Genomic DNA, 13,064 nt, shown 5'->3' on the forward strand with positions numbered 1-13,064 from the left:
TTTCCTCAGAAATCGCCACTGATTATCATGTAGAAGACAATAATCCCTATACTGCCGTACAACCACAGCTTACCGACATCCTTCTTCTCTTCCGACTCCCCTTGCGCAAGATAGATGATGCCCATGATCAGACCGATAAACGGGATAATCAGCGAGCCGGCGAGTATCCCGTACTTCATACCATCAGAGACGGTTTTCTTCTCACTGCCGACTTCTACTACCGCGTTATCTTGACTACCCACTGAACCGCCGGTCATACCTGAGAGCTGATGCCTGCAGTTTCCGCAAAATCTCGCGCTATCCGGGTTTTCGGTTCCGCACTCCGGGCAAAACATGGCTGATTCTCCTCTATCGATGTCATTATTATTGTCAATCCGGATCATCGCTTACCAGATTGCTGCATGCCATCATGCAATTACAATCCACTCGCCGATAACACTGTCCGTTCAAGTAAATTGTAGACCAATGTCTATATATTTCAGCATTATACAAAGGATATTAATCGTTAATATTACCACTGGATAGTGGATGGTATTTAAACTTTCAATGTAAATATTGACCAGGGTGGAATTTCAGCGAGTATCCGGGATTACGCTGTATCAGACAGAAGACTCTGCTTTCGAGTGGTACTGCAACAAATCGGTGAAGGCATCCACATTGATAGGCCGGCTGAACAGATAACCCTGGGCATATTCACACTGCATATCGCGCAATTGGCTGAGTTGATTCTCGGTTTCCACACCTTCAGCCACCACTTCCAGCCCCAAACCGTGAGCCATCAGTATGGAAGCGTTGACCAGTTCGCAATCGGCCGGGTCTACCGTCAGATCGTTGACGAAACTCCGGTCCACTTTCAACACGTCGAATGGGTATTTACGTAAATAGTTCAGCGACGAATAGCCGGTACCGAAGTCGTCCATCGCCAGTCTTATGCCGGCATTATGCAACCGGGACAGAGCATGTTCGATATCCTGCTGCCCGCTCATCAGCACACCTTCCGTGACCTCAAGTACCAGTGCATTTTCTTTTAGACCATTGCATTCCAGGAGGTCTTTAATGTAATCGACCAAGGTAGTGTCGCGGAACTGTCTGGGCGATAGATTGATGGCAATTTTAAACTCGTGATCAAGCATTTCCCGCCAACGCAGGGCATTCTCGACAGCCTGTTGCAGTACATATCGACCTATGCCAAGAATCACACCGGTTTGTTCTGCGATCGGTATGAACTCATCGGGTGATACGGTACCCAACACCGGGTTGTTCCAGCGCAACAATGCTTCAGCCGCGACTACCCGATTGCTCTGCAGTTCGACAACCGGTTGGTATACCACCGAGAACTCATGCCGTTCCTGGGCACCGTGCAACTGCTCCTCGACTTCCAGCATTCGCGAAACATTCAGGTTCATTTCGGTAGTAAAAAAATTGAAGGTGTTTCGGCCCTGCTCCTTTGAGTGATACATCGCGGTATCGGCGTTACGCAACAGTTCTGTCGGTGTAATACCGTCGCTTGGATAGACTGCAATACCAATGCTGGTGGTCACCACCAGTTCCCGTTCATCCAGACTGAAAGGATGCCGAAACTGTGAAATCAGGCTGCTCGCCACCGTCCTGGCATCGGTCAGTTCCCCAAGATTTCGCAGCAGCACAACGAATTCGTCTCCACCCAGGCGACAGACGCTGTCACCTTCACGCACCACAGACTGCAAACGCTCCGCAGCCTGCACCAGCAGCCGGTCGCCGGTTTCGTGCCCCAGGGTATCGTTGACACGCTTGAACCCATCGAGATCAAGAAATAAGATGGCGACCTTGCTGACATCTCTGGATGCCTCTTTGAGCAACTGGGCCAAACGATCCATTGCCAGGAACCGGTTCGGCAGGCCAGTCAGTCCGTCGTAATGGGCCTGCCTGAGAATATGGGCTTCCTGACGCTTCTTTTCGGATATGTCTACATGGGTTCCGACAGTACGGATCGCATTCCCCTGCGCGTCACGGACCAGAAATGCACGGGACAGGATATCCACCCAATGACCGTCCTTATGCTGCATTTTGAACTCGATGTGAAAGTTATCACGCCTGCCGTTGATGTAGTCAGTTAACATTTCCCAAGAACGTTCACGGTCTTTATCATCGATCAGGCTCTCCCAGGTGGAGAATTCGTTGGGCAGTTCATGGTCTTCATAGCCCAGCATACGCTTCCAGCGTGGTGAGTAGTAGATTTCATTGCTCTGGAGATTCCAGTCGTAAACACCATCGTTGGCACCGCGCATCGCCAGCTCGAAACGTTCCTCACTCTTGCGTAATGCGGTTTCCGTAAGCCTCCGCACACTGATTTCCTTGCTGAGCGCATTGTTTTTATCCTGTAATTCCAGCGTACGTTTTTTTATGACGTTTTCGCGGTTCTTGACTTCCTCACCGAGATCCTGGATCAGCTGACTGTTCTGTACCTGAAGGCTGATATTTTCCAGCAGGTTCCGATTCACATTACGGGTAAACAATGTGGTCATAACCAGGTACACCAGGGTCGCAATCGCCAGGGCGTTATGCCCCGCATCCCCATAGGTGAAGAGTGTGACAATGAGTGTCAGCAGCTGCGGGTAGACATAGACAACGAAGGCCGGCAGGTATACCGATAGGATAACGACAGCGGAAGCAACGATACCGAACAGCAGCATGCTCAAGCCAATCGCGATTGTCAGATTGTTTGCGAGAATGATATAGGGAACGATCAGACTCCAAGCGGTACCCACTAGCAGGCAGCCGATCAGATAGGCCCGCAGCCATTGCTTGGTCGTCCATTTTTGTGGGTTGTTTTTTCGCATCAGCCACAGTACGAGGCGAAATGTGGCTGTAGCAAAAAGGGCCAGTACCCATAATTCCACAATTCCCGAGTCAATATGAGACTTCAATATGAAGTAAAAGAGTAATGCAACCGAATAAACAGTAACGTTGGATATCGGGGCCTGCTGATAGAGAAGCCGGGTTTGCTCTTCGGCAATCAACGCTTTGACAGTTACTTGCTGCCCGCTTTCGTTATTCGACATGGTCCGTTTGGCCAAGATGGTCACCAGCAGTTTGCCTAAATTGGTAGCGGCAGATTTGTCGTCGACTTTATGCGCCTAACGCCTTTATCCCTGAACCTGCAATATCCTGAGCAATAGTATTGATTTAGCTCAACCAGGAATCTGGTATTTTCCTCGCTTGCCTTGCAGGTATGCAGTGGATATTGGATCAGTTCCGGTTATATCTGGTTCAGCGAATCCATGCCTCAAGTCCGTTGTTCAAGGACAATGCATATAACATTTATTAAATTAAGGTTATTATGGATAGCAGCGGATACCGCATTGGCCACTGAAGACGACTGCCATTCGGAAATCCCCACAGGCTAGTATAGCACCACAGCTGGTTGGCCGAATCTGTACAAAGCGCTATTCGCATCGTAACCGTAGTATCTGGTGTCTAAAGAACTAGGGCCTGGTACCGAATGTCTGATCATGTCTGTAGCAGGATCATAACCAAGGTTGTTTGAACCGATTTCGTTACTTCCTCCATCGTCTTTATCGTGATCGATGGCATTGGTTCATCCCTCTTTAATTTGTGGCGATAATCTGTGTCCAGGGGTGCTTTAAGTAACGGGGCATCCTGTCGAGCAACAGTATGCGGCTTGATGTACTGGTTAGGCATGCTGCGGATGATCAAGTATGACACCGACACAAATATTGTGTTGTACCGCACTATAAACAATTCGCATTAAGAAATAATCGGAAATGAAACCAATCGGAAAGAGCTTACTGCAAAATGACAAAAATCCCTATGAATACAATAAAGATATCAGAGACCCATCGAACAGGTAAGCCGTCAGCTAGGCGCTGTTCTTGAATTATGTTGCGTAATAAATATGGTATGGAACAACAAATAGATAGCTGAGCCCATCATTCTCTCACTGAGGCTGTAAACCCATTTGTGTTAATTAGTGTTGATTTGCGGACCGACAAATACCGGACTAAGCCGCCAATACCAACTCAGCAATGTTACCCAACGCCTCCCGTATCTCATTGATGGAGGGCGGCTCAGACCGCGACAAATCGTCAAAGGCGCCACGGCAGGTCATGCGCATGACATCGGGTTGTTTCTCTGAACTGAGCCAGAGGTGGTAGCCGTGTGTCACCATGGGCGAACCCGGGTCGCCATATTCGACGTTGATAAATCCAGACCGATGGTTGTATTGCCGCACAACCTCAGTCATCAAGCGCTGTACCTTTTTTATGATAAAGGTATCCGGTTCGATCCGCTGTGCCCTGTCGCTCAGGTTCTCAACTTCGAAATTACAATTGGCTCGGTAACGATTAAAATCACCAAGCGTTGTCTTCCTACCCCGCTGCAGGAAAGTGCGGGTGGTACCCGGCTCGATTGCTACCGCTTGCATCAGTACCAGTTTGCTGCCGACCGGCGGCAAGTTGTAGGGGTAAGCCAGGTTGTCACTGACCATATAGGATTGGCTGCATGCCGACAACAGCAAAAGAAGTATTATCCATCGCATAGCTATCCACCTCAGTTGAACAGGCTACTGAAAAGGCCGGCGTGCTGTCAGACCACCCGGAAATAGCAACTGAGATCGGGGATGTCGATCTCGCGGGGTTTGAGCCTGATGCGATCGTTCAATCCTGCTTCACCGCGGATGCGTACCCTGGCCTCCATGGCAATGGAAGGCAGCAGCACGGTGGTACGCTCTCCTTCCTTGGCGACGATCACCGCCTCGCCCTGCCATCCGGGATTATCGCGCAGATAGACCAGACGCCAGTGATCGTTTGACACCCGCTCGGTCTTGCGGTTCGCCATGCTGCCCAACTCGGACTGGGCGATACGCTCGGAAATTGCATGGATATCAAGTACCGCTCCGCCCTTGAGGTGGGCGCGCAGCTGCTGGTGGGCCAACAGATCGGAGTAGCGCCGTAAGGGACTGGTGGCGCGTGTATAGACCGCCAGTCCCAAGCCGGCATGGGGTTCCGCCTGGGTCTTGATCCGGGTTGGTTTGAAGTAACGGCGATAGGCATACATGCCCGCCAGATCTTCCGGTTGTTCAAGCTGATCCGGCGGCGCCTGGGTGGCGAATGGCACGGCTATCTCCCGGGATTGGCAGAAACCGGCGACCCCCTCTCCTGCCATCAGCATCAGATCGGTGATCATCTCCCGGCTCTGCAACCGGGGCAGTGGTTCGATCTCCACCTTATCATCTCTCGCCTTGATCTTTACCTCCGGCAGCTGAATCGTCGCAGCACCTGCCTGCTGGCGCCTTTGACGATAACGCCGGCTCATCGCCAACAATGCGGCAAAGGGTTCTTCCTGCAAGCGTTGGTCCGCAGCTACGTAACTGATACGCTCGACCCTGACCCAACTCGGATGGATCTCCACATCCTCCACCTCACCCGTTACCGAGAGGGTAAAACCGATCGACAGGGCGGGCGATTTCTCCTGCAGGCCGAGGCCCAACCGGTCGGTCACCTGGGGTGGCAACATGGGGATCACCCGGTCCGGTAGATAGAGATTGGCCCCCCGGGCGCGTGCATCGAGATCCATCTCGCTGTCGGGAGTGACCAGGGCGGCGACGTCCGCCACATGAACCCAGATCCGTTCATCATCGAGACTGACGGCATCATCCGGGTCCTGATTGTCTTCGTCATCGATGGCATAGGCGGGGAGCCGCGTCAGATCGAGACGTGCCTCCTCCGGCAAGGTTGGCACTGCGTGATCGGGAATGGTCTCATCTATGCCCATGCGACGCGGATAGGGACTTTCATTAGCCGGCCAGTAACCGGTCTTGATCAGCAAGCGGTGTGCGTTGACCGGCGTCTCCTGGATCTCCAGGGCCTGTAGGATACGGCTGTTCTCCCGCTTCTCCAGAGCCAGCGCCTCGACCTCGCCGAGGGTCTTGCGGTCCTCGTCGATGATCGCGCCCGATCGCACGCGTTGCATGAACCCCTCCCAGGCCTCCGCCTCGGCAGCCTTTTTGTTGCGCTCGGCAATCTCGCTCTCGACCGCGTCGGCTGAACGGGGGTGGATCGACGCCGGGCTCCCCTCGAAATAGATCCCCTCTGCCACCAGTTGCCAGCTGGCCCAGGCCATGGCGGGCGTGTAGTCGCCGAACACCAACTCACTCAGCTCCTTGATATCGGTCTCCGCGCCCTCCAGTAATTCCCAATTCTCCTCCACCTCACCGTTTTGCGGTGTCAACTGCTTGAGGTCACTCAAGGGGCCGGGGTGCAGCAGAACTACATCTTTGTCCCTGACCCGCTTGCTCTTACCCCCTTCCAGTTCAATCGTGATCTTATCCGTGACCTCGATGACCCGGGCCGGCCGAATCTTGTAGAGAACCAGTGCGCCTGTCGTCAATCTACTCATTAAAGCTTTCCAAAAAATAGTTAATTCCCGATTTACACAGGGAGTTTCGTCACCAGCGGGATCGGGTATGATACGCACTGTTGTATGTCAAACCCAGGAGCCGCTTCCTGCCATGAATAGAGAATGGTCTGAATTCCTTGCCACCCGAAGCACACCCGGCAGCGATGGTGCCGACATCAACTGTGCCCTGAACGATCTCTCCCACTACGGCCTTATCCGGGTCGAGGGTGAAGATGCAGAGCAGTTCCTTCAGGGTCAGATGACCAACGATATGCGTGAGGTCACTGAGACTCACAGCAACCTGGCAGGTTGGTGTAACGCCAAGGGCCGCATGATAGCCAGCTTTCGCTGCTTTCGCCAAGGCGGGAGTTTCTATCTGCAGACCCCGGCCGATGCCATCCCCGCACTACTGCCACGACTCTCCATGTATGTGCTGCGATCCAAGGTCGAGATCAGCGATGTCAGTGACGAATGGGTTCGGATCGGTCTGACCGGTGACTGCGCCGAGGCCCTGCTGCAGCCCTTTTTCAACGAGCTGCCCGAACAGGTCAATGGTGTGGAACAGCAGGACGGGATGATCCTGATACGCCTGCCGGGTACCACACCCCGCTTCGAAGTCATCGGGCCAGGCCCACAGGTAAAGGAGATCTGGCAGACCGCTGAAGGCCAGGCACAGCCTGCAACGAGAGGACTTTGGTCGCTGTATGAGATTCGTGCGGGCGTCCTGACCCTCTATCCTCAAACCCGGGAGTCTTTTGTGCCGCAAATGGCCAATATGCAGTTGATCGACGGGGTCAGTTTCACCAAGGGATGCTACACCGGTCAAGAGGTGGTGGCGCGGATGCAATACCTGGGTAAACTGAAACGCCGGATGTATCTGGCCCATGTGGTTACACAGACCCCACCGCAACCTGGCGATGAGCTGTTTGCGGAAGAAAGCACATCGGAGCAGGGTGCGGGCAAGGTCGTGGATGCACAGGCCAGCGGCGAAGGTTACGACCTTCTGGCTGTCATCGAAATCGCCAGTGCCGAGGAAAACCAGGTCAGGTTGGGTGAGAACGGGCCCAGGCTGGAAATCCTCAACCTCCCTTACAGCTATTCTGAAGAGTAGGATACACCTATCGCAGCCGTTCAGAATAACCCGGACTGACCGTTAACAAGGACGATAATCAATCGTTGGAAACCCAGGTAAAAAATGATCGACGAAAACCAGTTTCTGCAAAAGCTCAGCGACGCCATCGACCACAACCGCATCACTCTTCCCACACTGCCGGAAGTGGCGCTGAAGGTCAGGGATGCAGTGGAGAGAGAGCAGAGTTCGGCCAACCAGATTGCCGACATCATCGCCTCTGACGCGGCCCTCTCGGCCCGGCTTCTGCAAGTCGCCAACAGCCCCCTCTACCGCGGCCGGGTGACCATCGACAATCTGCAGATGGCGGTCGCGAGGCTGGGGGTACGCCTGGTACGCAGCCTGGTGATCAGCCTCATCATGCAGCAGATTTTCCAGGCCACCAGCGATCTGCTGGACGCCAAATTCAGACAGATCTGGGAAGAGAGTGTGGAGATTGCCGCGTTCAGCCGTGTCCTTGCCGCCAATACGGACCACCTGGACAAGGAGCAGGCGATGCTGGCGGGCCTGATCCACAACATCGGCGCCCTGCCGATTCTCGCCTTTGCGGAGAGCCATGATGAGCTGCTTGAGGATGCCGAAGAACTGGATCGGATTATCGATGCCCTGAGCCCCCGGATCGGTCAACGCATACTCGAAATGTGGGACTTTCCCGAATCCCTGATCCGGGTACCGGCGAATTTTCTCAATCTCGATTACACCAGCGAAGGGGAAATGGACTATGTGGATATCGTGCTGGTGGCGCGGCTCGAATCACAGATGAACAACGACGGCCCCATCGACGCAACGAGCCTGTCGCAGATCCCGGCCTTCGTAAAGGTCGGTCTGGAACCCGAGGTCAATATCATCGAAATCGAAGGTGTTGCAGACGATATCCAGAATATCGAGGTCATGTTCATATCGTGACCTCACACCCCACAGGGTCCAAACATGATTGAGGCGGAAAACCTCTGCAAGCACTATGCGGGTATCAAAGCGGTGGACGGGGTCAGCTTCTCGATCCCCCGCGGTGTCTGCTTCGGTCTGCTTGGCCCCAATGGTGCGGGCAAGACCACCACCGTGGAGATGCTCGAGGGCATCAAGACCCCAACATCGGGCCAGATACGATACAAGGGCGAGCCACTGGGCAAACGCTTCCGTAACGAGGCGGGGATCATGTTTCAGCACACCGCCCTGCAGGAGTATATCCGTGTGGACGAGGTGCTGAAGATGTTTCAGCAGTTCTACACCAAGACCCGCCCTATCGATGAGTTGGTGGAGATCTGCGCCCTGGAGGAGTTCCTGTCGCGGGATACGCGCAAACTCTCAGGCGGTCAGAAGCAGCGGCTGCTGTTGGCCATCGCGCTGATAAACGATCCGGAAGTTGTCTTCCTCGACGAACCCACCACCGGTCTCGATCCGCAGTCGCGGCGCAATCTCTGGCATCAGGTTCGCCGCATCAAGGCGGAAAACAAAACCCTGGTGCTGACCACACACTATATGGAAGAGGCATTTGAACTCTGTGATGAGATCATCATCATGGATCACGGTACGATCATCGCCCAGGGCAATCCGAAAACCCTGCTGGCCAACCACTTCGACAAATCGGTGATCACCCTGCCACTCTCCGCCCTGCCCAAGGATTTTCAAGCCGATGAATTCTCCACACTCCACCCCCAGGATGGGCAGATGGAGATCCTCTCTAAGGATGTGGACACCACCATACACCACCTGGCAGCCCAGAAGATCTCTTTGCAACAGTTACAGGTGCGTTCGCCGACCCTGGAAGATCTGTTCCTGGAACTGACCGGGCACCATCTTCGCACCTAGGATCGCTCTCACTATGTCGCTTCGTCGCTTTCTGGCTGCCTTGCAAGCACGCAACCTGGAGTTCCTGCGAGACCACACCGCACTCGGCTGGAACCTGATCATGCCGGTATTGATCGTGATGGGTTTCGCCTTTGCATTCACCACCGGACAGGAGGAGCTCTACAAGGTTGGACTGTATGGGGATCCTGAACAGAATCAAAGCCTGGACGATTTCCTGAAGACCCGGTATGTGGATTTCATCCCGGTGGATGACCTGAGCAAGATGATCGACAAGGTGGACAGACACCAGATAGATCTGTTGCTGGACCTGCAAGACAAACGCTATTGGGTCAACAGTACCTCGCCCAAGGGTTACCTGCTTGAACAGCTGCTATTCCCCTACGGGCTGCAGCGCGAGACGCTCAGCGGGTCGGAGATACGCTATGTGGATTGGGTCATCCCTGGTGTCCTGGGCATGAACATCATGTTCAGCGCTCTGTTCGGCGTAGGCTACGTCATTGTCAGGTATCGAAAAAACGGTGTCTTGAAACGGTTGCGGGCAACCCCGCTCAGCGCCTTCGAGTTTATATCGGCACAGATTGCGTCGCGCCTGCTGATGATCGTAGCGGTCACCGTGCTGGTCTATGTGGGGACTGACCTGCTGGTGGATTTCCGCATGGTCGGTTCCTACTGGCTGCTCTTTCTGATCCTCATTCTCGGCGCGCTCAGCATGATCAGCGTCGGGCTGCTGGTGGCGGCCCGCATCACCAGCGAAGAAGCGGCCAACGGGCTGTTGAATCTGATGAGCTGGCCCATGATGCTGCTGTCGGGGGTCTGGTTCTCGCTGGAAGGCTCACATCCGTTTGTGCAGAACCTGGCATTGGCCCTGCCATTGACCCACATGGTGGATGCTGCCCGGGTGGTCATGATCGAGGGGGCAGGATTTATGGATGTTGCCTCCCAGCTGTTCATCCTCACGCTATTTACCTTATGCTTTGTCATCATAGGTTCGAAAACCTTTCGCTGGGAGTAGACAGGATGGATCACCAGGACGAGACATTCATGACCGAGGCGCTGAAGCTTGCGCAACGGGGCATCGAGCAGGGCGATGGCGGTCCCTTCGGTGCGGTGGTGGTCATGGATGGTCGGATTATCGGGCATGGCTGGAATCAGGTAATCAGGCGCAACGACCCCACCGCGCATGCGGAAATAGTGGCGATACGCGAAGCCTGCTCCCATGCTGCGAGCTATCACCTGCCCGGCAGTGTACTCTATACCACCTGTGAACCCTGCCCGATGTGCCTGAGCGCCGCCTACTGGGCCCATATAGATCGTCTGGTCTATGCCGCTGAGGCGGATGACGCCGCCGCCATCGGTTTTAACGACAGTTTCATACAGGCTGAACTGCACAAACCGAGGGATGGAAGGGCCATGGCGACCCAGCAACTTCTCAGGGAGCGGAGTCTCGCCCTGTTCAGGTAGTGGCAGGCGAGTGACAAGCGTGTCGACTATTGAGCGGTTCCCCCTTATTGCCCCGATTTTGCAAGGCCAGGACTTGGATTAAAAACAACATAAAACAGTAACAGATACTATGTGCGGTATTGCAGGCATCTTAAATCTCAAAGACGGCACACCACCCTCCAGAAGCGAACTCGAGGGCATGATACACGCCGTCCATCACCGCGGCCCAGACGGTTACGGCTACTACTGTCATGACAGAGTGGGGCTGGCCCACGCCCGTCTCAGCATCATCGACCTGGCAGGGGGCGACCAGCCGATCCACAATGAGGATCAGTCCGTGCAGGTGGTCTTCAATGGTGAGATCTTCAACTACGTCGAACTGACCGTTCAGCTCAAGCAGCAGGGACACCGCTTCTACACCCACTCAGACACCGAAGTCATCGTCCACCTCTATGAAGAGTATGCAGAGAAGTTCGTCGACCACCTGAACGGGCAGTTCGCCATCGCCCTGTGGGACAGCACCAGGCAGAAACTGATACTCGCCAGGGATAGAACGGGGATTCGCCCGCTGTTCACCGTCGAAACCGGAGGCCGGCTCTATTTCGCCTCGGAGGTAAAGTCCCTGTTCGCTCACCCCGCTATTCCACGCCAGATCAATCTGACCGCTTTGCAGGAAGTGTTTACCTTCTGGACAACCCTGCCCCCTCACTCACTCTTTGAGTCGGTGGAGGTTGTCCCCCCCGGCCACCTGATGGTGATCGAAAATGGGGTTAAGCGCCTCTCCAGGTATTGGGATTGGACCTATCCCAATGAGCAGATCGATCAGCACAAGTCCGTGGCGGAGTGGAGTGAGGAGTTGAAGGCGTTGATGATCGACTCGGTGCGGCTGCAGCTACGCTCCGATGTGCCGGTGGGTGCCTACCTCAGTGGCGGCCTGGATTCCTCGGTACTGACTTCCCTGATCAAGAACTTCACCGATACACCGCTCCGGACCTTCTCCATCGGATTCGAGGATGAAGAGTTCGACGAGAGCGGTTTTCAAAAAGATCTGGTCGACTATCTGGGCACCAATCATACCCATGTACTGTGCAAGCGCTCGGACATCGGGACCGCCTTTCCAAGGGTCATCTCCCATACCGAGTCTGCGATCGTCAGGACCGCGCCAACTCCGCTGATGCTCCTCTCCGGCGCGGTTCGAGAGGCCGGGTACAAGGTTGTCCTGACCGGCGAAGGGGCGGATGAAGTATTCGGCGGCTACGATATCTTCAAAGAGGCCAAGGTAAGGCGTTTCTGGAGCCATGCCCCGGATTCAGAGTGGCGCCCCCTGATCCTGCAGCGCCTCTACCCCTACCTGAAACATTCGCCCACCACCAGCGGGGCCTTTTCCAAACGTTTCTTTCAACAGGGCATGGAACATCTCGACAAACCCTATTTTGCCCATATACCGCGTTGGGCCACGACCCAGCGCATCATGCAGTTCTTTTCCGATGAGGCACGGGCGGCCGTCAAACCGATAGCTTTTGACGCCATCAATCGCATTCTGCCGGCGGAGATCGACGCCTGGAAATCCCTCAACCGTGATCAGTACATCGAAGCCAATACCCTGTTATCCGGTTATCTGCTGAGCTCTCAGGGAGACCGAGTGGCGATGGCCAACTCCATCGAAGGCCGATACCCCTTCCTCGACCACCGGGTGATAGAGTTTGCGGCAACCCTCCCCAGCCGCTACAAGATCATGGGGTTGAATGAAAAATATATGCTCAAGCAGACGATGCAGGGACTGATACCGGAAAGCATCAGAAACCGCAGCAAACAACCCTATCGCGCACCGGACAGTCAATCCTTCTTCGACGGCGAGACCCCTCTGGAATATGTCGCCTATCTGTTGAGTGAGGAGCGGATCCGGAAAGCGGGATACTACAATCCGAAGACCGTCAATCTGCTGTTGAAAAAATGCGCCCGGGGCAAGGCCCTGGGATTCGCCGACAACATGGCCTTTGTGGGTATCCTCTCCAGCATGCTGGTGGATGAGCTGTTCATTGAACAAGCGACCATCGAATCCTGACAGGGTGGTTAACACTAATTCACACCAAACCTGTTGTATAAATATGTATGATTGATCGGCAGAAAGACCTGGCAGGTTCTGTGGATTAGTGTTAACAGGCCCTAACGCGAGTGAAAAAATAACTGTTTCGTTTAAACTGGCCAATTTACAATACTGACCCTTGGACTAAACAAGTTCACTGATCAGTCGACATACTGAATGGCGAGCATTAGTCTCACTATCAAA

At 54.3% G+C, this 13,064-nt stretch carries 10 protein-coding genes; 6 read left to right on the forward strand and 4 right to left on the reverse strand.

The genetic code is table 11. The annotated features are described in order from the left end of the window. Nucleotides 1-5: 5 nt before the first annotated feature. The 4 genes from CODIS_RS14180 to CODIS_RS14195 form a co-directional block, all read right to left on the reverse strand. On the reverse strand, nt 6-335 hold the full coding sequence (locus CODIS_RS14180; protein WP_162420233.1) for a zinc ribbon domain-containing protein: 330 nt from the start codon (nt 333-335) through the stop codon (nt 6-8). Between the two features lie 264 nt (nt 336-599). Beyond that, complete coding sequence (locus CODIS_RS14185) at nt 600-3,056, reverse strand: EAL domain-containing protein (protein ID WP_154723138.1); 2,457 nt, start codon at nt 3,054-3,056, stop codon at nt 600-602. Between the two features lie 944 nt (nt 3,057-4,000). Beyond that, on the reverse strand, nt 4,001-4,537 hold the full coding sequence (locus CODIS_RS14190) for a hypothetical protein (RefSeq protein ID WP_069126443.1): 537 nt from the start codon (nt 4,535-4,537) through the stop codon (nt 4,001-4,003). A 47-nt stretch (nt 4,538-4,584) separates the two neighbouring features. Beyond that, complete coding sequence (locus CODIS_RS14195; RefSeq protein ID WP_069126445.1) at nt 4,585-6,396, reverse strand: RNB domain-containing ribonuclease; 1,812 nt, start codon at nt 6,394-6,396, stop codon at nt 4,585-4,587. 112 nt (nt 6,397-6,508) lie between these two features. Here CODIS_RS14195 and ygfZ point away from each other — a divergent pair, with 112 nt between their 5' ends. The 6 genes from ygfZ (at nt 6,509) to asnB (ending at nt 12,839) form a co-directional block, all read left to right on the forward strand. After that, entirely contained in the window at nt 6,509-7,507 is a 999-nt protein-coding gene (gene ygfZ / locus CODIS_RS14200) for a CAF17-like 4Fe-4S cluster assembly/insertion protein YgfZ (RefSeq protein ID WP_069126448.1), read from the forward strand. Nucleotides 7,508-7,591: 84 nt separating this feature from the next. Next, nucleotides 7,592-8,431 carry an HDOD domain-containing protein gene (locus CODIS_RS14205; RefSeq protein WP_069126450.1) on the forward strand — a complete coding sequence of 280 codons (840 nt, stop codon included), beginning with the start codon at nt 7,592-7,594 and terminating at the stop codon, nt 8,429-8,431. A gap of 24 nt (nt 8,432-8,455) precedes the next feature. Further along, nucleotides 8,456-9,334: an ABC transporter ATP-binding protein gene (locus CODIS_RS14210; protein ID WP_069126453.1), complete on the forward strand. Its 879-nt coding sequence runs from the start codon at nt 8,456-8,458 to the stop codon at nt 9,332-9,334. Nucleotides 9,335-9,347: 13 nt separating this feature from the next. Next, nucleotides 9,348-10,346, forward strand: coding sequence for an ABC transporter permease (locus CODIS_RS14215; protein ID WP_069126455.1), 999 nt, complete (start codon nt 9,348-9,350; stop codon nt 10,344-10,346). A 5-nt stretch (nt 10,347-10,351) separates the two neighbouring features. Continuing rightward, the gene (locus CODIS_RS14220) at nt 10,352-10,795 is read left to right on the forward strand and encodes a nucleoside deaminase (RefSeq protein WP_069126457.1); all 444 of its coding nucleotides are present in this window, start codon (nt 10,352-10,354) and stop codon (nt 10,793-10,795) included. Between the two features lie 109 nt (nt 10,796-10,904). Continuing rightward, entirely contained in the window at nt 10,905-12,839 is a 1,935-nt protein-coding gene (gene asnB / locus CODIS_RS14225; protein ID WP_069126459.1) for an asparagine synthase (glutamine-hydrolyzing), read from the forward strand. The last annotated feature ends 225 nt before the right edge of the window (nt 12,840-13,064 follow it).

The organism is Candidatus Thiodiazotropha endolucinida (genome assembly GCF_001715975.1).
Lineage (GTDB): Bacteria > Pseudomonadota > Gammaproteobacteria > Chromatiales > Chromatiaceae > Thiodiazotropha > Thiodiazotropha endolucinida.